At 69.6% G+C, this 22546-nt stretch carries 24 protein-coding genes; 1 reads left to right on the forward strand and 23 read right to left on the reverse strand.

What is annotated here, in order from left to right:
• Window positions 1-32: 32 nt before the first annotated feature.
• On the reverse strand, window positions 33-377 hold the full coding sequence (locus EV186_RS03200) for a histone-like nucleoid-structuring protein Lsr2 (protein WP_133847567.1): 345 nt from the start codon (window positions 375-377) through the stop codon (window positions 33-35).
• 124 nt (window positions 378-501) lie between these two features.
• Window positions 502-1956 carry a lysine--tRNA ligase gene (gene lysS, locus EV186_RS03205; RefSeq protein WP_133848727.1) on the reverse strand — a complete coding sequence of 485 codons (1455 nt, stop codon included), beginning with the start codon at window positions 1954-1956 and terminating at the stop codon, window positions 502-504.
• 114 nt (window positions 1957-2070) lie between these two features.
• Here lysS and EV186_RS03210 point away from each other — a divergent pair, with 114 nt between their 5' ends.
• The gene (locus tag EV186_RS03210; RefSeq protein WP_208115460.1) at window positions 2071-2829 is read left to right on the forward strand and encodes a class I SAM-dependent methyltransferase; all 759 of its coding nucleotides are present in this window, start codon (window positions 2071-2073) and stop codon (window positions 2827-2829) included.
• A gap of 391 nt (window positions 2830-3220) precedes the next feature.
• Here EV186_RS03210 and EV186_RS03215 read toward each other — a convergent pair whose 3' ends face one another.
• The 21 genes from EV186_RS03215 to EV186_RS03315 form a co-directional block, all read right to left on the reverse strand.
• Window positions 3221-4024, reverse strand: a complete 804-nt coding sequence (locus EV186_RS03215) for a type III pantothenate kinase (RefSeq protein ID WP_133847569.1) — start codon at window positions 4022-4024, stop codon at window positions 3221-3223.
• A gap of 9 nt (window positions 4025-4033) precedes the next feature.
• On the reverse strand, window positions 4034-4510 hold the full coding sequence (gene panD, locus EV186_RS03220; protein ID WP_133847570.1) for an aspartate 1-decarboxylase: 477 nt from the start codon (window positions 4508-4510) through the stop codon (window positions 4034-4036).
• Between the two features lie 11 nt (window positions 4511-4521).
• Window positions 4522-5397: a pantoate--beta-alanine ligase gene (gene panC, locus EV186_RS03225; RefSeq protein ID WP_133847571.1), complete on the reverse strand. Its 876-nt coding sequence runs from the start codon at window positions 5395-5397 to the stop codon at window positions 4522-4524.
• On the reverse strand, window positions 5394-6290 hold the full coding sequence (locus tag EV186_RS03230; protein ID WP_133847572.1) for a Rossmann-like and DUF2520 domain-containing protein: 897 nt from the start codon (window positions 6288-6290) through the stop codon (window positions 5394-5396). The genes panC and EV186_RS03230 overlap by 4 nt, the downstream gene beginning before the upstream one ends.
• A 125-nt stretch (window positions 6291-6415) precedes the next feature.
• On the reverse strand, window positions 6416-7588 hold the full coding sequence (locus EV186_RS03235; protein ID WP_243753796.1) for a PrsW family intramembrane metalloprotease: 1173 nt from the start codon (window positions 7586-7588) through the stop codon (window positions 6416-6418).
• A gap of 24 nt (window positions 7589-7612) precedes the next feature.
• The gene (locus EV186_RS03240; RefSeq protein WP_133847573.1) at window positions 7613-9157 is read right to left on the reverse strand and encodes a DUF6779 domain-containing protein; all 1545 of its coding nucleotides are present in this window, start codon (window positions 9155-9157) and stop codon (window positions 7613-7615) included.
• Between the two features lie 46 nt (window positions 9158-9203).
• Window positions 9204-9674, reverse strand: coding sequence for a DUF3180 domain-containing protein (locus EV186_RS03245; protein WP_133847574.1), 471 nt, complete (start codon window positions 9672-9674; stop codon window positions 9204-9206).
• On the reverse strand, window positions 9671-10165 hold the full coding sequence (gene folK, locus EV186_RS03250) for a 2-amino-4-hydroxy-6-hydroxymethyldihydropteridine diphosphokinase (RefSeq protein WP_133847575.1): 495 nt from the start codon (window positions 10163-10165) through the stop codon (window positions 9671-9673). The genes EV186_RS03245 and folK overlap by 4 nt, the downstream gene beginning before the upstream one ends.
• Window positions 10162-10536, reverse strand: a complete 375-nt coding sequence (gene folB / locus EV186_RS03255) for a dihydroneopterin aldolase (protein WP_133848729.1) — start codon at window positions 10534-10536, stop codon at window positions 10162-10164. The genes folK and folB overlap by 4 nt, the downstream gene beginning before the upstream one ends.
• Before the next feature lie 465 nt (window positions 10537-11001).
• The gene (gene folP, locus EV186_RS03260; RefSeq protein ID WP_133847576.1) at window positions 11002-11856 is read right to left on the reverse strand and encodes a dihydropteroate synthase; all 855 of its coding nucleotides are present in this window, start codon (window positions 11854-11856) and stop codon (window positions 11002-11004) included.
• A complete protein-coding gene (gene folE / locus EV186_RS03265; RefSeq protein WP_133847577.1) occupies window positions 11853-12464 on the reverse strand; it encodes a GTP cyclohydrolase I FolE in 612 nt (203 codons plus the stop codon). The genes folP and folE overlap by 4 nt, the downstream gene beginning before the upstream one ends.
• Window positions 12465-12510: 46 nt before the next feature.
• Window positions 12511-14856, reverse strand: coding sequence for an ATP-dependent zinc metalloprotease FtsH (ftsH, locus tag EV186_RS03270; protein WP_133847578.1), 2346 nt, complete (start codon window positions 14854-14856; stop codon window positions 12511-12513).
• 181 nt (window positions 14857-15037) lie between these two features.
• The gene (locus EV186_RS03275) at window positions 15038-15802 is read right to left on the reverse strand and encodes an ESX secretion-associated protein EspG (protein WP_133847579.1); all 765 of its coding nucleotides are present in this window, start codon (window positions 15800-15802) and stop codon (window positions 15038-15040) included.
• Window positions 15799-17172 (reverse strand): hypothetical protein, encoded by a 1374-nt coding sequence (locus EV186_RS03280; RefSeq protein ID WP_133847580.1) that lies wholly within the window; start codon window positions 17170-17172, stop codon window positions 15799-15801. The genes EV186_RS03275 and EV186_RS03280 overlap by 4 nt, the downstream gene beginning before the upstream one ends.
• An 8-nt stretch (window positions 17173-17180) precedes the next feature.
• Window positions 17181-17747 carry a DUF3558 domain-containing protein gene (locus EV186_RS03285; protein ID WP_133847581.1) on the reverse strand — a complete coding sequence of 189 codons (567 nt, stop codon included), beginning with the start codon at window positions 17745-17747 and terminating at the stop codon, window positions 17181-17183.
• Window positions 17748-17750: 3 nt separating this feature from the next.
• On the reverse strand, window positions 17751-18119 hold the full coding sequence (locus tag EV186_RS03290; RefSeq protein ID WP_133847582.1) for a hypothetical protein: 369 nt from the start codon (window positions 18117-18119) through the stop codon (window positions 17751-17753).
• A gap of 111 nt (window positions 18120-18230) precedes the next feature.
• On the reverse strand, window positions 18231-19271 hold the full coding sequence (locus EV186_RS03295; protein ID WP_133847583.1) for a DUF3558 family protein: 1041 nt from the start codon (window positions 19269-19271) through the stop codon (window positions 18231-18233).
• A 46-nt stretch (window positions 19272-19317) separates the two neighbouring features.
• Window positions 19318-20001 carry an ESX secretion-associated protein EspG gene (locus EV186_RS03300; protein ID WP_133848730.1) on the reverse strand — a complete coding sequence of 228 codons (684 nt, stop codon included), beginning with the start codon at window positions 19999-20001 and terminating at the stop codon, window positions 19318-19320.
• Entirely contained in the window at window positions 19998-20546 is a 549-nt protein-coding gene (hpt, locus tag EV186_RS03305) for a hypoxanthine phosphoribosyltransferase (RefSeq protein ID WP_133847584.1), read from the reverse strand. The genes EV186_RS03300 and hpt overlap by 4 nt, the downstream gene beginning before the upstream one ends.
• Before the next feature lie 12 nt (window positions 20547-20558).
• Window positions 20559-21503, reverse strand: a complete 945-nt coding sequence (tilS, locus tag EV186_RS03310; RefSeq protein ID WP_133847585.1) for a tRNA lysidine(34) synthetase TilS — start codon at window positions 21501-21503, stop codon at window positions 20559-20561.
• Window positions 21500-22537 (reverse strand): zinc-dependent metalloprotease, encoded by a 1038-nt coding sequence (locus tag EV186_RS03315; protein ID WP_424981936.1) that lies wholly within the window; start codon window positions 22535-22537, stop codon window positions 21500-21502. Before EV186_RS03315 ends, tilS begins: the two co-directional genes overlap by 4 nt.
• Window positions 22538-22546 lie beyond the last annotated feature (9 nt).

Genomic DNA, 22546 nt, shown 5'->3' on the forward strand with positions numbered 1-22546 from the left:
GCATCGCGGAAAGCCCCTTTTGCCGTAGGACGTCAGCCTTGCTTGTGGTAGGCGTCCAGCACCTCGGACGGGATTCGTCCCCGATCGGACACCTTCAGGCCCTGCTTGCGGGCCCATTCGCGAATTGCCTGGTTCTGCTCCCGGTCCGCCGAAGCGGTCCTGGGGCGACCACCAGGCCCGCGGCCCATCAGGCGCTTGCGTCCACCGGAACGGCGCGCGTGATTGACGTAATCGGCAAGCGCCTCGCGAAGCCTGTCGGCATTGCCCGAAGACAGGTCTATCTGATAGGAGGCGCCATCGAGACCGAACTCAACTGTCTCCTCTGCTGTGGACCCGTCGAGGTCGTCCACCAGAGTAACCATGACTTTCTGCGCCATATGCGCCTCCTTCGGCGGAATGCGGGTGCGATAGGGCGGTGGCGGCATGGATATAAATACTCCACCCATGCCGTACAACGCAAATCAGAGAGATTGCGTTAGCGTGTCCCGCACCCGCCGCACATCATTCGGGCTTGACCAACGGGAACAGGATGGTCTCCCGCATACCCAGCCCGGTCATGGCCATCAGCAGCCGATCGATACCCATTCCGACGCCACCGCTGGGCGGCATTCCGTACTCCAGGGCACGCAGAAAGTCCTCATCGAGCTGCATGGCTTCGTCGTCACCCGCCGCGCCGAGCCGGGCCTGCTCGGTCAGCCGCTCGCGTTCGACCACCGGGTCGACCAGCTCGGAGTAGCCCGTGGCCAGCTCGAACCCGCGGATGTAGAGGTCCCACTTCTCGGCGACGCCGGGGATCGAACGGTGCTGACGGGTCAGCGGTGAGGTCTCGACCGGGAAATCCCGCACGAACGTCGGCGCGTGCAACTGCCCGGAAACCAGGTGTTCCCAGAGCTCCTCGATCAGCTTCCCGTGCCCGAGCTTCGGATCGAGTTCGGCGCCGACGCGCTGCGCGTGCTTGCGCAACAGCTCCACAGGCGTTTCCGGGGTTGCCTCTTCACCGAGGGCCTCGGAAAGCGACTCGTACATGGACAAGGTGGTCCACTCGCCGGAGAGGTCGTACTCCGTACCGTCGTGCAACGTCACCACCTGGGTGCCGAAGACGGACTCCGCGGCCTCCTGGACGAGTTCCCGCGTCATGACCGCATTCGTGTCGTATGTCGCGTATGCCTCGTAGAACTCGAGCATGGCGAACTCGGGCGAGTGCGTCGAATCGCTGCCCTCGTTGCGGAAGTTGCGGTTGATCTCGAAGACCTTCTCGATCCCGCCCACCACGCACCGCTTGAGGTACAGCTCGGGCGCGATCCGCAGGTAGAGGTCGATGTCGAACGCGTTGGAATGCGTCACGAACGGGCGTGCCGTCGCGCCACCGTGCATGGTCTGCAGCATCGGCGTCTCGACCTCGAGGAACCCGCGCTGGTGGAACGACTCGCGCAACGACCGGACCACGCCGGCCCGGCTCCGCACCATGTCGCGCGCTTGACCGCGCATGATCAGGTCGACATAGCGCTGCCGGACACGCGTCTCCTCCGCGAGCGGCTTGTGCGAGACCGGCAAGGGTCGCAATGCCTTCGCGGCCATCCGCCATTCGTCGGCGAGGATGGAAAGCTCGCCGCGCCGCGACGTGATCACTTCGCCGCGGATGAAGACGTGGTCGCCGAGGTCGACGTCGGCCTTCCACGCGGCGAGCGCTTCTTCGCCGACCTTGTCGCGGCTCAGCATGACCTGCAGTTCGGTGCCGTCGCCTTCGCGGAGCGTGGTGAAGCAGAGCTTGCCGCTGTTGCGCACGAACAGCACGCGGCCGGCGACCGCTACGACGTCGCCCGTGGTGGCGTCAGGGGCGAGGTCGGGGTAAGCCTCACGGACCTGGCGCAGGCTGTGCGTGCGCGGCAGCTGCACCGGATACGGCTCCGTGCCTTCGGCGAGCAGCCGGGCGCGCTTCTCGCGGCGCACGCGCATCTGCTCGGGCAGGTCGTCGACTCCGGGTGATTGCTGCTGATCGGTCACGGTTCAAGGGTAGAGAGCAGGTTCGCGGCAGGACCAATGGGTATCCGCGGCGTTAGCTTGGTGGGCATGGCCAATGATCCTGATCTTCTCGCCCGCCGGGCGTCGTCGTTCGGCGAGGTCGCCCGGGAGTACGCCGAGCACCGGCCCGACTATCCGCCCTATGGCATCGCGTGGGCACTCGCGGGCTGCGCGCACGCCGTGCGCGACGTGCTGGATCTCGCCGCCGGGACCGGCGCTCTGACGCGAGGATTGGTGGCGACCGGGCACAGGATCACGGCAGTCGAGCCCGACGATCAGATGCGGGCGGAGCTGAGCCGGCGAGTGCCGGAGGTGCCCGCGCTGGCGGGGACGGCGGAGGAGATTCCGTTGCCGGACAACAGCACGGATGCGGTGATGGTGGGTCAGGCGTTCCACTGGTTCGATCCCGAGCGCGCGCTGACGGAGATCGCACGGGTGTTGCGGCCGGGCGGGGCGCTGGGACTGCTGTGGAACGGCGAGGACGACTCCGTCGGGTGGGTGCGTGAGCTGGTGCGGCTCAACACGTCGAGTGTGAGCAGGAAGTCGCGCACCATGAACGAGCTGCCGACCCATCCGTCGTTCGGCGCGTTCGAGGAGCGGGCTTTCCCGCATTCGCAGCGGCGGACGGCGGAGTCGTTGACCGCGACCATCGGCACCCATTCGCACACGACCGTGGCGACGGCCCAGGAGCGTACCGAGGTTCTGTCCCGCGTCCGCTCGTTCCTCGACACGAACCCCGCCACCGCTGAGGGCGAGTTCGACCTCCCTCTCCGCACCTTGGTCGCCCGCGCCACCCACCACCCGTGACTCAGCGGGCTTAATCCCTCACACCCTCCTGACCTGCGAATTCGAGTTCAGCGGGCTTAATCCCGGCCGCCTCGCCAAGCCCACCTCCTGACCTCTCAAACGTGAAGGAGGTTCAGCGGGCTAAATCCCGAAGGCCTCCTGACCTGCGGCTTTGGGATTCAGCGGGCTTAATCCCGGGTGGCGTTGAGGGGTGCTGCGCACGAGAAGGGTGAGGAGCGTTCAACGGGGCTCGGGAGCCTGCCGGCCGGGGTGAATGGTGCCGGTCGCGCGGGGACGCCTGAGGCCCGCGGGTTGGCGTCGAAGGCCCCTGGGCTGGTCTGTGCAGGGGGTGGGAGTTCAGCGGGCTTGTTCCCTGAGGTGGGGGTGAGCTGGGGGTTTGGAGTTCAGCGGGCTAATTCCCGGGTGGGTGGGGGGTGTTGCGTTCGAAGACGAGGCGGAGGCCCATGAGGGTGAGGTCCGGGTAGTGGTGGGCGATGGTGTCCGATTCCTCGAGGACGAGGGGGGCCAGGCCGCCGGTGGCGATGACGGTGACGGGACCCGGGTGGGTGGTGCGGTCGAGCTCGGCGACGATGCGGCGGACCAGGCCGTCCACCTGACCGGCGAAGCCGAACAGGATGCCGGACTGAAGACATTCCACGGTGTTCTTGCCGATCACCGAACGCGGGCGGACCAGCTCCACCTTGCGCAGGGCCGCGGCTCGGGCGGCGAGGGCGTCCACCGAGATCTCGATGCCCGGCGCGAACACGCCGCCCAGGAACTCACCCTTCGCGGAGATCACGTCGATGTTCGTCGACGTGCCGAAATCGACCACCACGCACGCGGTCGCATGCAGGTGGTGGGCGGCCAGTGTGTTGATCACACGGTCGGCACCCACCTCCTTGGGGTTGTCGACCAGCAGCGGCACGCCGGTCCGCACGCCCGGTTCCACCACCAGGGTCGGCACGTCCGCGTAGTACCGGCTCAGCATCACCCGCAGCTCACGCAGCACCGCCGGCACCGTGGACAGCGCCGAGATCCCGGTGACGGCGTCGGCATGCGAACCCAGCAGGCCACGCATGGTCAGCGCGAGCTCGTCGGCGGTCATCCGGGCATCGGTGCGCATGCGCCAATCCCGCACCAGCTGCGCCTGCTCACCCCAGCCCTGGTAGAGGCCGAGCACGATGTTGGTGTTGCCGACGTCGATGGTGAGCAGCACGCGTGGGCCTCAGTGTTCCGCGGCGAGCAGCGCGTCGAGCCTCGCGGCGTCGGCGGTCTCGGCGGGTGCTTCGTCGGCGGTCTCGGCGCCGGACTGCAGGTCGAACCCGGCAGGCACGTGCGCGGGGTCGTCGCCGAGGTCGACGATCTTGTTGTCGGCGTCCACGAACACGATCTTCGGCTGGTACGCGGCCGCCTCGGCGTCCGACATGACGCCGTACGCGATGAGGATCACCAGGTCACCGGGGTGCACGAGGTGCGCGGCCGCCCCGTTGATCCCGATCACGCCACTGCCCCGCTCGCCTGCGATGACGTAGGTCTCGAGCCGTGCGCCGTTGGTGATGTCGACGATCGTCACCTGCTCGCCGGGCAGCAGGTCGGACGCCTCCATCAACACCGGGTCGACCGTCACCGAACCGACGTAGTGCAGGTCGGCCTGGGTCACCGTGGCCCGGTGGATCTTCGACTTCAGCATCGTGCGGAACATGGTCAACCTTCCTACGAATCGTCGCTGACCAGCAGCACCGCGGCGTTGTCGATGAGCCGGGTCGAGCCGACCCGCGCCGCCACCAGCAAACGTGCGTCGCCCCGCTCGGGCGCCGGTCCAAGATCGATGTTACGGAGCGTCAAGTAGTCCACAGCGATGCCCGGCTCTGTGGACAACACCTCGTGGGCGGCGGCCAGCACAGCCGCACCGCCCTGTGCGCTGACGTGCGCACCCGCGGTCAACGCCGCCGACAACGCGACGGCCGCGGACCGCTCCGATGGGCTCAGGTACACGTTGCGTGACGACAACGCCAACCCGTCGGACTCCCGGACGATCGGCACGCCGAGCACCGACACCCCGAGGTTCAGGTCCTTCGCCAGGGCCTTGACCAGCACGAGCTGCTGGTAGTCCTTCTCGCCGAACATCGCGTAGTCCGGCCGGATGATGTTGAACAGCTTCGCGACCACGGTCAGCACACCGGAGAAGTGGCCCGGCCGCGCCGCACCTTCCAGCTCGTCGCCGAGCGGCCCCGGGTGGACGGTGACCTGCGCGCCAGGCGGGTACATGTCCTCGACCCCCGGCGTGAACACGATCTCCGCGCCTGCCTCGCGGCACACGTCGAGGTCCGCCTCGAGCGGCCGCGGGTAGCGCTCCAGGTCCTCTCCCGCGCCGAACTGCAGCGGGTTCACGAAGATCGACACCGCCAGCACGGTGTTGGGGATCCGTCGGGCACGGCGCATCAGCTCGCGGTGCCCGTCGTGCAGGGCACCCATGGTCGGCACGAAGGCGATCTTGCGACCGGTGGTCCGCAGCGCCCTGGAGACCGCACCGACCTCGGCGGGCGAGGTGTAGACGTGCAGGTTTCCGGGCACGAACCGCGGCGTCATGAAGGGTCCTCCGGGTGGTCGAGGGCGGCAAGGACGTCGGGTGCGAGGTCCGCGCGCAACAAGCCCGCTGATTCCGCGCGGGCAGCGGTTCGCCTGGCCAGGGCCAGATAAGCGGGCAGGATGTCGGGGGCGCGCTCGGCCAGGACGCGGCGGTGTGCGCGGATCGTGCCCGCGTCACCCCGGGCCACTGGACCGGTCAGCGCGCGATCGCCGTGCCGCAGGGCGTTGTCGAGCGCGGCCGAGAGCAGCGGGCCGATCATGCGCTGGGGGTTCGCGACCCCGGCGTCGGCGAGCAACTGGGCGCAGTCGGCGACCAACGTGACCAGGTGATTCGCGCCGTGCGCCAGCGCCGTGTGGTAGAGCGCGCGCGCTTCGGCGGGGATGCGCACCGGCTCGGCGCCCATCTCGACGACCAGGGCCTCGCCCACGCTCCACGCCGCCTCGTCGCCGGTCGTCGCGGTCACGCCGACCGAGCACGCGGCGATCCGCTCCAGGTCTTCGGCCCGGCCGGTGAAGGTCATGACCGGGTGCAGCGCGAGCGGCAACGCCCCCGCATCGGCCGCGGGCTGCAGCACTTCGACGCCGTGCGCGCCACTGGTGTGCACGACGATCTGCCCGGCCCGCAACGCCCCGGACGCGACGAGCCCGCGCACCATCCCGGCCATCGCGTCATCAGGCAGCGCGAGCACCACGAGGTCAGCCCGGCGGACCACCTCGTCGGGCGCGAGCAACGGCACGCCGGGCAACAGTTCCTCGGCACGCCGCACGGATGCGGCGGACACGCCGGACGCGGCCACGACGGTGTGCCCGGCCCGGGCCAGCGCCGCGCCGAACACGGCCCCGACCCGACCGGCCGAGACCACACCCACCGCAAGTCGCGCCGGGCGGGTCACCGCGGACCGCCAGCAGGCACCATTGCGTGCGACTCCCTATCCCGTTCCGGTCCGCTTCGGGTACCGGACGACGGCCGCGAGAGTAACCGCACGCGTCGGACGGCGTGGCATCCGGGTGACCAGCTTCACCCGGTCGTCGAACCCGGCCCGCCGACGGTCCCGCGGATCAGCCGGGCGACCCGGTCCCGCGTCTCGCCGACCGCGTTGACCAGGGCGTCTTGCCGCTCTCCGGCGTCCTCGCCGACCGTGCCGCGGTGCATGCCGTGGCGCAGGAACGCGAGTTCGCTCACCGCGGTCTGGAACTCGCCGAGGGCGTCGGCGGCCTCCGCGCCGTGCTTGGCCCGGGTTCGTTTGCGCCACTTGGCCCGTTCGACGAGGCTGCACAGCTTCTCCTCGTCCGACCGGGTGATCAGCCCGGCGGCGACCATGCTCGGCAGGCCTTCGGTGACGATGCGCTGCTCGCGGTTGCGGTGCCAGTTCACGAACAGCACGCCGACGATGAAGATCGGGACCATCACCAGGAAGTAGACGACCAGGAACGAGTTCGACCCGCCCAGCGTCGCCGAACCGTTCCACAACCCGTGCAGCACCACGGCGATCACGTAGCCGGCGACCGGCGCGACGATCCGCACGACGTTGTTGGACGTGCGCGCGGCGAGGCCGATCCCGATGCCGGTCATGCACGTGAAGAGCGGGTGCGTGAACGGCGAGAGCACCCCACGCAACACGAAGGCGAGCAGCACGCCCGGCGCGGTGATGCTGCCGAAGCCGTATTCGGCGAACGCGCGGCCGAAGTAGTAGATGTTCTCGGTGAACGCGAAGCCGGCCGCGCACAGCCCGGAGTAGACGATCCCGTCGATCACGCCGTCGAACTCGTGCCGCAGCCGGACCAGCAGCGCCAGCACGAACGCGGCCTTCAGCGCCTCCTCGATCACCGGTGCGGTGAACACCGCGGCCAGCTTGTCGCCGTTTCCCTTGCCCAGCAACAGATCGCCGACCGCCTCGGCCGTGTTGTTCATGATCAACGCGGTGATCGCGGCCAGGCAGGCGCCCCACCCGAAAGCGAGCCACAACAAGCCCGCTGGTTCCGGTTCCCACCGGTCGACCCACAAAAAGGCGGCAACCACAGGGCCGACCGGGAGCAACGCGGCCGCGACGCCGACGAGTTCAGCGACCAGGCCGACCTTCGCGGTGGACAAGGCCAGCAGGGTCAGCCCGCACGCGGCCAGCACGACCAGCCCGATCACGGGCAACAACACGGTCAGCCTGCGGGGCCGGGGCCGGCTGTCGGTGGTCACAGCCGGCCACTGTAACGGTGTTGATCAGTCGTCGTCGTCGCGACGGCGGCGACGACGCGGGCTCGCGCCCTGGCCGTGCGCCGCAAGCAGTTCGCTCACCGACGTGCCCGACGCGTGCGACCCGGCCGGGGGTTCCTCGGCGGCCCGCCGACGCCCGCCGCCGGCCGCGGCGTCGGGCACGGCGTGGTGACCGCTCGGCTCGGCGTAGTTCGTCGACTGCTCCAGCGCCGAGGTGTAACCCGAGCGCTCGGTGACGAACTGCTCGGCGGCTGCGCGGTAGGTGTCGTTGTTCGCCGGACGGACGCCGGTCTGCTCGGCCGGGTTCGCGTGCCGCGACGGCTGGGCGGGAGCGACGTAGTTGCTCCCGGTTTCCTCGAGGCGGTTGGCGATGGACGACGGCGCGGGCGGCGGCTTCGGCTGGTACGCCGAGGGATCAGGGCGGTAACCGGAACTCTGCGCGCCCCTGTTCGGCGCCTGGACCGGCGTACTGGCCGGAGTGGTCCGCTCGCCGATCGGCCGATGGCTGGTCTCGGTGGCGGCCCGGCGGCTCGGCGGCTGCTCCGCGACCGTTGGATACCCGCCCGTCTCGGCAGCGGCTCGGCGACCGGGTGCCTGCTCGGCGACCGCACCGCGGCTGGGCGGCTGCTCTGCGACCCCTCGATAGCCACCTGTCTCGGCAGCGGCTCGGCGACCCGGTGCCTGCTCGGCAACCGCACCACGGTTGGGGGTCGGCTCCGCGACCGGCTCCACGCGCCGGCTCGGCGGCTCGGCCTCCGCGGTCCGGCGGCCCGGCACGCGCGCGCCGGGCCTCGCCTGTGCATCCCGTGCCTGGGGGCGCTCGGCGTCGATGGTCTTGGGGAGGTCATCAGGGCGGCCAACGGCCTGGGCACCGGCGAACCAGCGCTCCGAGCCCTCGTTGACGTACGACGACCGGGACGGCTCGGGCCGGCGCGGCTCCGGCCGTTTGGGTGCCTGCCGAGCGGGCTGGCGGGCGACGTGCACCCGCTCGATCAGCTCGGTTTCGCGCTCGGACTGGGCGGCGGTGATCCGGCGGATCCCGCTCTGCCGCACGGTGAGTGGCCGGGAGTCGGTGAGGGGCTGCGAACTGTCGGTCAGCGAGCGCATCCGCGTGGACTCGGCGTGCAGTGCGACGCGTTCCACGAGCACCTCGCCGCCGAGGAGGACTTCCAGGCTTTGACGCAGTGCGGAGACTTCCTGGCGCAAGGCGGCCATGTCGTCGTGGGAGCCGCGCTCGCTCTTGCGGCGCGCCTCGGCCTCCACCTCGAGTTCGAACTCGCGGCGAGCCGCGACCTCGCGTTCCAGCTCCAGCTCGTAGACGGCCTGGCGGTCGGCCATCTCGTCCTCGCGGTCGGCGACCTGCCTGCGGAACTTGGCGGCGACGAACGCGCCGACCAGTGCGGCCCACAACGCCGCCACGATGCCGAGGCGTAACCACTTGACGTCGTCGGCGAGGATGAGCAGCGCGGTCGCACCGACGGCTAACAGCAACGCAGCGACGAGCAGCACACGTCCGGTTTGTGTGCTTTCGGGCCCTTCGGCGTCACGCATGGCCTCTACCGTACCTGGCAGTAACTCAAACGAGACCAGGTCGGTATCAAAGTTTTTGATCTATTTCCCGGCGGCCTTGATCATCGGGGTCGTGCGGGGTGCGGCAGCAGTACTCGAGCCACAGCGCCGCACCGGTCAAACCCGCTGAACAAACGACTCCCGCGATCGCGGACGGTAGGTCATCGGCCGCCGCGGCGATCTGACCGCGTTCGGGCACCAGGTAGACCACGGCCGCCAGCCAGGCACCGAACATCAGCGCGCCAAGGATCGAGGATGCCTTCGCCAGCGCCACGGCGCGCGCGTACGTGAGCGGCTGGACCACGCGGGTCCCGCTGCGCACGCGGGCGCGGAGCGGAAAACCGAGCAGCAGTTCGACGATCGCGAGCACGCCGAGCATGAGCGCGGCGAAGATCGGCAACGGCGGGAGTTCGCCGTAGAACGCGCGCAACGCCAGGTAGATCGCGACGGCCGCGACCGCGGCGATGGCGATGAGGTCGCGCGGCCTGGTGGCGGTCATCCGGCGCCGTCCAGCGTGAGGTCGTCGCGGCGGTGCACGCCCGCGGTGTCGAGTTTGGCGAGAAGATCTTGTGCGCGGCCGTGCCCCGGCAGGACGGCGTTCGGGTCGATGTCGAGCCACGGGATGAGCACGGTGGCGCGGTCCGGGGTGCCGGGGTGCGGGAGGGTCAGCACAGGGTCGTCGCTGCGGACGTCGTCGACGGTGACTACGTCGACGTCGAGGGTGCGGGGGCCCCAGCGTTGTTCGCGGACGCGGCCGGCGGCGTGCTCGAGTTGCTGGGCTTTGCGCAGCCATGCCCAGTGATCAGCGGTTTCGTCCTCGGCGATGAGCACGGCATTGAGGAAGTCGGGTTGGTCTTCGACGCCCCAAGGTGCCGTTTCGTAGACCGGCGAGACGGCTTTGAGTTGATCCCTGAGGCCGTCGACCGCCGATTGCAGGTAGGCGAGCCGGTCGCCGAGGTTGGAGCCGAGGGACAGGACGGCGCGGCTCATGGCCGGCCCCTTTTTCGCGACCTGCGGACGGTGACGGCGACGTCGGCGAAGGTCAACGGGATGGGCGCGCTCGGCTTGTGGACGGTGACCTCGACGGCGTGGACGCGGTCGTCGGTCATCTCGCCTTCGGCGATCTCGGCGGCGACGGTTTCGATGAGGTCGCGCGGCTCACCGCTGACGATGTCGGCGACGCGCTGGGCGAGTTCGCCGTAGTGGAGGGTCTGGGTGAGGTCGTCGGTCTCGGCGGCCTTGTTCAAGTCGATCCAGACGGTGACGTCGACGACGAAGTCCTGCCCGTCGCGTCGCTCGTGGTCGAACACCCCGTGATGCCCACGCACCCGCAGCCCGGTCAACGTGATGCGGTCGGTCACGAGCATCGGCCTCCACCTGGCACAACCTGCACGAACCCCATCGAGCCTACCGAAACTCACCCCACCCGGGATCAAGCCCGCTGAATCCCAAACCCCCAGGTCAGCCCCACGTCGGGAATTAGCCCGCTGAACTCCCTTCACATTCGACCGCCCCCTCCGGGAACAAGCCCGCTGAACCCTTCTCACGTTCCCGGCGCCAGCGAGCTCTTCGCGCACGCCTACGCGCGCGGTTCGTGAATAAGCCCGCTGAACCTTCTTCACGTTCCTTGCACCTGTGACACCCCCTGCTCAGGCCTCAAGCGTGGTCGGTGAACAAGCCCGCTGAACCCTCTTCACGTTCCCCGGCGCCAGCGAGTCCCCGTTGGGCAGGGCTCGGGTGTGAGTCGTGAATAAGCCCGCTGAACTCTGTTCGCGTTTCGCGGGGTCAGCGAGTCTCTGTTGGCAGGTCGCGGAGGGGTCGGGGAATTAGCCCGCTGAACTCGGGCGGGGTGGGGTTAGGGCGGTCACCACGGCCAGGGCGTCGAGGGTTCGTTGGACGTCGTGGACGCGGACGCCCCACGCGCCGGCCGCGGCGATCAGGGCGGACAGGACCGCGGTGGCTTCCTCGCGGCCTTCGGGTGGGCGGGCCGTGCCGTCGGGGGCGGCGAGCAAGCTGCCCAGAAAACGTTTGCGGGACGCGCCGACCAGGAGGGGGAAGCCCAGGGCGAGCAGGGCGTCGAGGCGACGGAGCAGGGCCCAGTTGTGTTCGGCGTTCTTGGCGAAGCCGAGGCCCGGGTCCAGGACGATCGCCTCGGCACGCACGCCGGCAGCCAACGCGTCGGCGACGCGCTTGCCGAGTTCGTCGCAGACCTCGGCCACCACGTCCTGGTACCTGGCGAGGGTGTTCATCTCCCGGCTGTGGCCACGCCAGTGCATCAAGATCCACGGGACGTCGGCCGCCGCGGCGACGCGGGCCATGTCCGGGTCGGCGAGGCCGCCGGACACGTCGTTGATGATCGTCGCCCCTGCGGTGAGAGCCGCTTCGGCGACCTGGGCACGGGTCGTGTCGACGCTGGTGCGGACGCCCGCCTCGGTGAGACGCGCGATCACCGGACGCACCCGCGCGGTCTCGACGTCGGCGTCGATCCGCTCGGCCCCGGGGCGAGTGGACTCGCCGCCGACGTCGATCAGGTCCGCACCGGCCTGCCACATCTCGATGCCGTGCGCGACGGCGTCGTCGACATCCAGGTAGCGGCCGCCGTCGGAGAACGAGTCGGGCGTCACGTTCAGGACGCCGACCACGGCACACCGCCCCGGCGCGGGCAGCAGCCGGTGCGTCATCGGGTCCGGCCCTTGATGAGGTCCAACGCCTCCGCCCGCGACGACGACGAATCCTTGAGCAGGCCCCGCACCGCGGACGTCGTCGTGCGGGCGCCGGGCTTGCGGATCCCCCGCATCGCCATGCACAGGTGCTCCGCCTCGATGACCACGATCGCGCCGCGTGGGGCGAGCTTGCGCATCAAGGCGTCGGCGACCTGGGAGGTCAGCCGCTCCTGTACCTGCGGTCGCTTGGCGTACAGGTCGACCAGGCGCGCGAGCTTGGACAGGCCGGTGACCTTGCCCTTCTCGTTCGGGATGTAGCCGACGTGCGCCACGCCGTGGAACGGCACCAGGTGGTGCTCGCAGCTGGAGAACATCGGGATGTCGGTGACCAGGACGAGCTCCTCGTGGCTCTCGTCGAAGGTCTTCGACAGCACTTCGTCGGGGTCGGTGTACAGCCCGGCGAACATCTCCCGGTACGCCCGCGCCACCCGCGCGGGCGTCTCCAGGAGTCCTTCGCGGTTCGGGTCCTCACCGCACGCGATGAGCAGTTCCCGGATCGCCCGTTCGGCCCGTTCCTGGTCGAAGACCCGGGCCTGTTGTGTCACGCCGTCGAGCGTTCCCGTCACGGCTCACCTCCGATTACCGGGATGGCCGTGGTCAGCGAGCACCTTCCTACTCGGTGCCGCCGGGCCGCCCCTCGTCCGATTCTGAACCGTTGGACCGGTTGCCGCGCTGCTCGGTGTGGCCTGTCTCATGGGATGGATTCCACTCGCGCGGCTGCCAGTCCTGCTGGCGCGACGGCGTCGTGGCCGGCGTCCACCCGGGCGGGGCACCGTAGTACGGCGGCCGGCCCTGACGGTTCGGACCGCCGGACTCACCGCTGGAGTAGCCGGTCTGGCCGTATCCGTTCGGGCCCGCGCCGTTGCTGCCGGGCGGCGACGGCTGGGTGTGCGGCGGACCGCCGGGCAAGTCACCCCCACCGGGCACCGCGGCGACCGGAGTCGGATCGGGCTCGAGCTGGTCGGCCGGCGGCCACGGCTCACCGTTCTCCTTGGCCACCTCGGCGCGGGTCTTGATCGGCGGCTTGTCCGACGGCGTGCGCTCACCGAAGTCGTTGAACGCGGTGATCCGCGGCCGCTTCTGGACCTTGGAGAAGATCCGCTCCAAGTCCTTGCGCTGCAACGTTTCCTTGTCCAACAGCTCCAGCACGAGGTCGTCGAGCACGTCGCGGTAGGTGTTCAGCACGTCCCACGCCTCGGTGTGCGCGGCCTCGATGAGCTTGCGCACCTCCTCGTCGATCTCGTGCGCGACCTCGAGCGAGTAGTCCGGCGCGTGGCCCATCGACCGGCCGAGGAACGGGTCGCCCTGCTCCTGGCCGTACTTGACCGCGCCGAGCCGGGCACTCATGCCGTACTCGGTCACCATCGCCTTGGCGATCTTGGTGGCCTGCTCGATGTCCGAGGACGCACCAGTGGTCGGCTCGTGGAACACCAGCTCCTCGGCCGAACGCCCGCCGAGCGCGAACACCAGGCGCGCGATCATCTCCGAGCGGGTCATGAGCTGCTTGTCGTCCTCGGGGACGACGAGCGCGTGCCCGCCGGTCCGGCCGCGCGGCAGGATCGTCAGCTTGTACACCGGCTCGATGTCCGGCATCGCCCACGCGGCGAGGGCGTGGCCGCCCTCGTGGTAGGCGGTGATCTTCTTCTCCTTCTCGGAGATGATCCGGCTGCGCCGGGCCGGGCCGCCGATCGTCCGGTCGACCGACTCCTCCAGGGCGGCGCTGTCGATCACCGTGCCGTTCTGGCGGGCGGTGAGCAGGGCGGCCTCGTTGATCACGTTGGCCAGGTCGGCACCGGACATGCCCACGGTGCGCTTGGCCAGGCCGTCGAGGTCGGCGTCGGGCGCGAGCGGCTTGCCCTTGGAGTGGACCTGCAGGATCTTCTTGCGGCCCGTCAGGTCGGGCGCGGACACCGGGATCTGCCGGTCGAAGCGGCCGGGACGCAGCAGCGCGGGGTCGAGGATGTCGGGCCGGTTCGTGGCCGCGATCAGGATGATGCCGCCGCGGGCGTCGAACCCGTCCATCTCGACGAGCAGCTGGTTCAGGGTCTGCTCGCGCTCGTCGTGGCCACCGCCGAGGCCGGCGCCGCGCTGGCGGCCGACCGCGTCGATCTCGTCGACGAAGATGATGCAGGGCGCGTTCTGCTTGGCCTGCTCGAACAGGTCGCGCACGCGGGAGGCACCGACACCGACGAACATCTCGACGAAGTCGGAACCGGAGATCGTGTAGAACGGCACGCCCGCCTCGCCCGCGACCGCACGCGCGAGCAGCGTCTTACCGGTACCGGGAGGGCCGTAGAGCAGCACGCCCTTGGGGATCTTCGCGCCGAGGGCCTGGTAGCGGCCGGGGTTCTGCAGGAAGTCCTTGATCTCGTACAGCTCTTCGACGGCCTCGTCCGCGCCCGCCACGTCGGCGAACGTCGTCTTGGGCATGTCCTTGTTGAGCTGCTTGGCCCGGGACTTGCCGAAGTTGAGGACGCGGTTCCCGCCACCCTGCGCGTTGTTCATCATCCACATCAGCAGCAGGAGCAGCAGGCCGAGCGGGATGATGTAGAACAGCGCCTGGGTGAGCACCGACTCCTGGGTGACCTTGGTGTCGAAGTCGGCGATCGCGGGCAGCGGCTTCTTGTTCGCCATGATGTACGGCGAACCGTCGGGGTTCTGGCCCAGCAGCAGCTTGTAGACGTCGTCGGTCGACTGGGCCGGGAACGACGTGATGAGCTGGCTGGTCTGGGTGCCGTCCTGGTCGATCGGCTGGGTCAGGTCCAGCTTGAGCTGCTGTTCCTTGTCCTCCAGCGTCGCCTTCTTGACGTGGCCGCCTTGGATCTGCGCGATCGCCTTCGCAGTCGGCACCTGGGTGTAGCCACGGGTGTCGTCGGTGATGAAGGTGATGCCGAGGTACAGCAGCAACACCGCCAGAATCCAGACCAGCGGGTTGCGTAGCAGGCGCTTGCGGTCCATTAACTTACGGCCTAGGGCGGCCTCGACCCTCCCTGACTTGCATGTCGGGCAACAGCGTCCCACTGCCCGGCCGGAGTACCCGGTCCGACCAGGGTACCGCCCGTCCAAGCATCGCCACTGCGCGAAGTGTCAGCGGGCGCTTCCGCAGGATCCAACGTCCTCGTGCCGGGTGGAGTTCCCGTCAGCCCGCCGCGAGCCGCTGCACATCGGCGGTCATCTCGCCGAGTTGGTGGCGGATCATGGCGGCGTCGGCGGGCGCGATGGTGCGCCAGCCGGCCCGCACGTAGCTGATGTACCGGCCGCTGGCCTTGTCGCTCCAGGTCAGCACCGGTGTCCGCACCATGGTGCCGTGCAACGGGTCACGGGCGCTGACCGCGAACTCGCCGTAGCGCACGTTGGGTTCGGCCAGTAAACGGTAAGCGATCTCACGGCTGTGCTGCTCGGACTCGGAGGCGGCACGGCGGCGCACGGCGCCGATCGTGAACTCGCCGACGGGCAGCGACACCGACGTCTCGGTACCCCGGCGCTCGGCGGGCAGCATCGCGACGAGTTCGCCGGCCATCGCGTCGGCGCGGACCTGGCGCAACTCGATGCCCTGGTCGTTCTGCACGACGACGACCGCGTTGTCGCCGATGCGCCCGGCCCAGGCGGCGACGGCCTGCTCGGTGCCGTCCTCGGGCAGGAACAGCGAGTCGATCGCCGTGTCGGGGCGGGCGAGCACCGTCAGCAGGTCCTCCAGCTCGGCGTCGAGCCGGCCGGTCATGCTGACCAGGTGACGCGCGGCGAGTGCCGTCATCGTGTCCCGGCGCAGCATCGACCGGTGGCCCTCGGTCTCGCCGTGTTGCTTGAGCGTCAGCGGGAACGGCAGGTCGGCCGCGCCCAGCGCCTCCCAGAGGAAGTCCAGCTCGATCGGGGTGAAGAACTGGGACTCGAGCACGCGGGTCATTCCCCACCAATCACGGGCGGCGCGGTCATCTGGTCGGTGTCGAAGACGGCGTCCGGGTCGGGCTCGACCAGGTACGACGGGCGCTCGTGCTCTTCGTCTTCCTCGTCCTTGGCGCCGTGGCCACCGCCGATGACGCCACGGCCACCCATGCCGGCACCGCCCGCGCCACGACCGCCGCGCCCGAAGGCCTCTTCGGCAGCCATGCCACCGGCCAGGCCACGCGCACCAGCGCCGCGGCCGCCTTCGGCTCCCATGCCACCGCGCGCACCGGCGCCACCTTCACCGGCCCCCGCGCCTCCGGCCGCGTTGCCGTTGAAGTTGCCGAAGCTGCCGCCGAACCCGCCGGAGCCGGCGCTCGGACCCGCGGGGTGCGGGGTGCCGCCGACCGGGCCGGAGCCGAGGCCGGGCGCGGTGCTGACGGGCGACGGCGAGCCGGTGAAACCCGAGGTCGAGGTGCCCGCCACCGGCGTGCCGAACGTCGGGATGTCGTTGTTGTTGTTCGGGTCGTTGGGGTCGGCGGCCCCCGCCTGCGGCGAGCCCGAGGTGGGGACGCCGGTCGACGTGCCCTGGTAGGGGTTGTGCACGTCGCCGGTCTTGCGGCTCTGCACCGACGCGCCGTCGACGCTGGAGGTGCCGCCGCCGCCCCCGCTCTTGATCGTCTCCGGCGGTTTGACGAACACCGGCATCTGCTTGTCGGCGGCCGCCATCGCGTTGGTGTATTCGGTCAGGAAGCGGACCTGCTCGGCCTTGTTGGCGTTGGCCTTGCCGGTCTCGGCGTTGATGTCGATCGGCGTGCCGCCGTTGGCGTCGACTTCTTTGTTGTGCTGCAACGCTTTCGTCGCGTCGAACTCCATCGGCGGTGGAAGCCGCTGCACTTCGGACGCGGCAACGGACTGCTGCGACAGAGAGGTGCCCATGAGCTGAGCGGACTGACCCATCTGGCCGGAGTGACTGGCGAGGGGCTGGATGGAGCCACGCGCGGTGGAAGCTGCCTTGCCTTCCCACGCGGCGTCGAGGGTCGCCAGTGCGTCGTTGAGCTCGTTGGCCGCTTTGGCCAGTGCGTTGCCGTGCTGGGTGAACGCGCGACCGAGCCCGTCGGCGATGCCGGGCTCGTTCTGCTCGGTCGCCGCCTTGTAGAGGCTGGTCTGGTCCATCCCGTTCCAGAACGGCGGGTCGACGACCGCGCGGTCGTCGATCTCCACATGGCCCTTCAGCGCGGCGGCCTGCTGCTGGGCGTACTGCGCCTGCAGCTCAGATTGGGACGCCCGAACGCGGTCCTCCTGGGGCATGTGGTTGCTTGCCCGTTTGACGTTCGTTGCCTCGTCGCCCGAGTACTGCTGCTGGTCGTCGTAGTGCTGTCCGTCCGGCACGGCTCCCCCTACTTCACCTTCGAAAGGACAATGGCGGCCATTTCCTTGGCCACCTTGCAACGGTCATATTTACCTTGGCCACCGGTGAGGACACTGACGCCGGCTATCAAGTTGGAATGGTCGTTCAGATCAAAGCCGACCTGGCAGAAGCCGCCGCTGGTCTTGTCGTCGGACTGCACTCCAGGCGTGTTGCCGATCCGGATCTGGGTTTTGGTGATCCCGGGACCGGTCTTCAGATCGGCCACGACACCGTCATCACGGAAACCGAGGATCAAGGAGTTCGCGGCCGTCCACGTGCAGATCGGTTTCTTGGTTTCCACGTTCATGCTCGGCTCACCCTCCTCCGAGCCCCCGAGTTGCGTCGCCTCGGCGCTGGACAACAGCTCGCAGAGCTCGTCCTGCGAGAAGTCCGTCTTGCCTTTCATCCCCGAATCGGTGGTGGTCGGCGGCGCGACACTGGTGGTGGTTGCGTTCGGCAGCGTGGGCGAACTGGTCGCTTGTCCAGCCGTTGACTCGCTGCACGCCGCGCACGCTGCCGCGACGGCCACCAAGGAGATCGCGATACGTAGACGCATGAGTCAGTGCTGCGGCCGGAACCGGCGAGCGCCGGTCTCGTCGGTGTAGTCGTAGTTGTCCATGGCCCGCTTCACGGCGTCATGTGCGTTCGAGGCCTGGGTGAAAAGCAACTGCACGGCTGCGTGCAACGATTCGCCGCCGCTGGCCTTGTTGGTCGATTTCTCCGACATGGCGCGGCCCACGGGATTGGCGCCGAGTTGCAGGCTGTCGCCGAAACTGCCCTGCCGCATGGTGTTGAGCAGCACCTGGAGGCTGTCCCTGACAGCCCCGAGCTTCTGCACGGCAGCTTGCGCTTCCTGCGGATCGACCCGCAGGTCGCCTGCTTCGGCGGCGCCGAGCAGGAATGCCCCGTTGTCCAACACTGTGACCATCTCCCCTTTGGACCCCAGTACCCCAGCCGCGTCGACCGAGCCGACACGTCACTGTGAGTAGGTTAGCGCACGCAGATCGCTGCTTCTCCGTGATCGGACACCTTCCTGCCCTCAGCCATGGGTCAAGTCACCCAATGGGACGACGTCGACCTCGGATGGTGACGCCGGGACCTCTCTGGGCTGTCGGGCCGCGGCCTCGAAGACCTCCTTGATCACGGTCTCCGCACTGGTCTGGTCACCCGCGACCACGGAGATCAGCTGGTACGCCGGTTCCGAGTACTTCAGCGTGACGGGCAGGAGGATCGCCGGGGCATCCGCGAAGACCACCGTCACCTCGTAACCACCGCCGTACTTGTTTTCGAGCGCACAACCCGGGTGTCCGGCCACGGTCACCACCTTGGCGGTCTTCGACCCCGGGCTGACCAGCTTCCGCGGGTCGTACCCCAACTCCAGCTCCACGGTCACGTGATCCGCGCCCACGGCGATCTCGCACTTGCTCGGCGAAACCGGGTTGGCCGTCCAGCCGAGACCCTTGTCCACATCGGCCGCGTCACACGGGTCGACATCGGCCAGCGGCAAGTGCGGGGTGGTGTGCCCCTCGCTGAACAACGGCAGGTGCGACCACGTACTCGCAACAGCTTCGAGGTACTTCCGGCCGATCTCGCATGGGTCGGACCTTCGGTCGTCGTAGGGACGAGTGACGTCCAGCGTGATCGCCGAGAGCTTGCGGAAGCGCAGGGTGTAGCTGCACGAATCATCGGTGGCCTGGACCCGGGCGAACGTGGTGCCCGCGATCCCCGTCTTGGCTGCCCGGTCGTGGATCCACGGCGCACCCACGACGGTGCGGAACTCCCAGCTGTCCATCCGCCCACGTCTGAGCATGAGCTTGCAGTCCGCCAAGCCGTCGGACGGCGCCAGCCACATCGGACTGTCACCGGCGACCTTGGCAGCGGCCTGCGGGTCCAGCAGGGCGCAGGAGTCAACTTTGCGCAGTTCGATCAGCTCTGCGTCCAAGTCCGACCGTGGCACCTTCGCCGGGGCAGCCGAAGACGACGGCGCGGCAGGCGGCACCGCCACAGGCGTGCCGGGGACGGTTGTGCCGCAGGCAGTGAGCACCAACAGCAAAGCAACGAGCAGTGAGCGTTTGACCACGCTGCGAAGTTAGCGCAGGCCACCGACACTCTCGACCCGGTGCGCTCTATCGGGTGAGGAGCTCCGTGAGGCGTTGCCGTAGGGCCAACGCATCCGAGGGCGCGACGGTCAGCCACTCGCGGCCGTCCGGGCCTGGTTTCCGGTACATCAGGTACCGCCCCGACCGGAGGTCGAACCAGGCCAGCACGCGGGCGCGGCGGCGGCCGTCGACGGCGTCGCGGTGGTTCACGCCGAACTGGCCGCCGCGCAGGCGGGGTTCGGACAGGAGCGGGACCGTGGGCTCGTCGGCGGCGAGCACGGTGAAGGACCGCTCGGTGCCGCGGGTTCCGGGCGGCAACGCGTCGACGACGGTCGAGGCCAGGCTCGACGGGTGCAGGTCCTGGACCAGCACGCCGTCCGGGCGTTGCTCCGCCAGCAACGCGCGGTCGCCCGAGGCCAGCGCCACCATCGCACGCATGGGTTCGCCGTCACCCGGGACGAACACCGAATCGATGCTCCGCTCGGCCCGCGCCAGCAGGGCGAACCACCCCGCGAGGCGGCGGTCGAGGCCGCCTTCCCGGTCCAGCAAACCCGAATCACGCAGGATCGCGAAGGTTTCGTTGCGCAGCCGCGAACGCTCGTCCATGGTCGCGCCGTGCGAGGCCACTTCCAGCGGGTACGGCAGCTCACCGCCGCCCTGGGACTCCCAGAGGAAGTCCAGGACCGGCGGGCTCAGTAACTCGGCGCTCAGGACGAGTAGACCTTCGGGTCGAGGGTGCCGATGTAGGGCAGGTCGCGATAACGCTCGGCGTAGTCGAGGCCGTACCCGACGACGAACTCGTTCGGGATCTCGAAGCCCACGTACTTCACCGGCACGTCGACCTTCACCGCGTCCGGCTTGCGCAGCAGCGTGCAGACCTCGAGCGACGCGGGGTTGCGCGACTCCAGGTTCTTCAGCAGCCACGACAGCGTGAGGCCGGAGTCGATGATGTCCTCGACGATCAGGACGTTCCGGCCGGCGATGTCCCGGTCGAGGTCCTTGAGGATGCGCACCACGCCCGACGACGACGTCGCCGAACCGTAGGAACTCACCGCCATGAACTCGAGCTGCACTGGGATCGGCAGCGCGCGCGCCAGGTCGGTCATGAACATGACCGCGCCCTTGAGCACGCCGACCAGTACGAGGTCGGAACGATCGGCTGGGTAGTCGTCGGCCACCTGTTTCGCCAGTTCGGTGACCTTCTCGTCGATCTGCTGCTCGGTGATGAGCACGGAGGCGATGTCGCCCTCGTACACGCTCGGTCCCCTCTACCGCGGCGGCTGGAACACCGTCAGCCTGCCATGCGCGCGGCCGACCTCCAAGCCGCCCGGCAACCACACGGCGCCCTGACCACGCCATTCACCGATCAACCCGTCCACAGCACGCAATTGGGCGTCTGTGAGTTCCCGCACGCCCCGCTCCAGCAGCCACCGGCGCAGCACCCGGCGGCGCACCGCGGCGGGCTGCTCGGCGAGCACCTCGATGTCCGGTTCGCCGGTGAACCGGGCGGCGATCGCGTCGAGTGCTTCGGCGTCTTCACGCAGTTGCGCGGCGGTCCGGGCCAGCGCGGCCGACACGCCGCCCGCGAGCACGTCTTCCAGCACCGGCAACACTTCCCGGCGCAGCCGCACCCGGGTGAACCGCGGGTCGGCGTTGTGCGGGTCCTGCCACGGCCGCAGGTCCAACGCCACGCAGGCCGCCACCGTCGTCTCCCGCGGGAGGTCGAGGAACGGCCGCAGCCACGGCGGGTCGACCGGGCGCATGCCCGCGATCGACCGAGGCCCCGATCCTCGGCCCAAGCCGAGCAACACCGTCTCGGCTTGGTCGTCACGGGTGTGGCCGAGCAACACCATCGCGTCGGGCACCGCCTTGCGCAGCGCCTCGTACCGGGCGCGGCGGGCCGCCGCCTCCAGACCACCCGGCCCGGACACCTCGACCGGGAGCACCTGCACCTCGGTGAAGTCCATGGCGTGCAACGCTTTCGCGGTGTCGGCGGCCACCTGCTCCGACCCGTCCTGCAAGCCGTGGTCGACGACCAGCCCGTGCACAGCGAGACCGAGCCGGGGCGCCACATGCGTTGCCGCCGCGGCCAAGGCGAGCGAGTCCGCGCCACCCGAGACCGCGACGGCGACCCGGTCCGGCGGCTCGAGGGATTCGAGCAGGCGGCGCACCGCGGACCGCACCGCGGCGACGGCCGGGTGTGGCCCGGTCATGGGTCGACGCGCCGCAACCAGGCGTCGGGATCGGCGATCTCGCTGCGCCGCGGCAACGTCTCCGGCGAGGTCCAGATGACGTTGAACCGCGCCATGCCGACCGCGTCGATCACGTGCTTGGTGAACGCGGCACCCGCCGCGTACTGCTTGACCTTGGCCTCGACGCCGAGCAGCGTGCGCAGGACCCGGTCGAGCAGGCCGCCGCCCCGGCGCCGCGCGGTGAACCGGCTGCGGATGGTTGCGACGCTGGGCACGACGGCCGGGCCGACGGCGTCCATCACGTGGTCGGCGTGCCCCTCCAGCAAGGTGGACAACGCGATCAGCCGGTCGAAGACCTCGCGCTGCTCCGGTGACTGCAGGAGCTCCATCAACCCGGTCCCGTCCTGCTGCGTGCGGTCACGCACGGACCTGATGATCTCGGGCAGCCGGCCCAGCGTCGCGGAGGCGTCGCGGTCCATGCCGCCGATGAACTCGCGGACTTGGCCGGAGAAGTAGTCGCGCAGCCAGCTGTGCGCGGTGAACTGCAGCCGATGCGTGCCCTCGTGCAAGCACACCCACATGCGGAAGTCGCTGGCCGGCACGTCGAGTGCCTGCTGCACGGTCACGACGTTGGGCGCGACCAGCAGCAACGTGCCCGAGTCGCGGCCGAACGGGTCGTACTGGCCGAGCACGCGCCCGGACAGGAACGCCAGCACCAGGCCCGCCTGCATGCCCGCGCTGCCGGAGATGACCGCACCGAACGGGCCGGACGGCGGCTGCGGCAACGCGCCGTCGGTCAGGGCGGCCAGGCCGTCCGCCGCGGCGGCCACCCAGCCGTGCCGGTCGACGACGTCGCCGGGCAGCAACGGGAGATCCTCGCCGAGCCCGGTCAGGTCGCGGACGTGCTGCTCGGCGACCGTGGTGATGTCGCGCAGCTCGCGCACCGCGCTCTGCGCGTCCTCGGGGTCGATCACCGGGCCGCGGCTGATCAGCCGTTGCGCGGTCGAGACCGCCATCGACCAGTCGACGGCGTTGCCCGGTGCGTCCGCGTTCACACGTTCGAC

The organism is Labedaea rhizosphaerae (genome assembly GCF_004362825.1).
Lineage (GTDB): Bacteria > Actinomycetota > Actinomycetes > Mycobacteriales > Pseudonocardiaceae > Labedaea > Labedaea rhizosphaerae.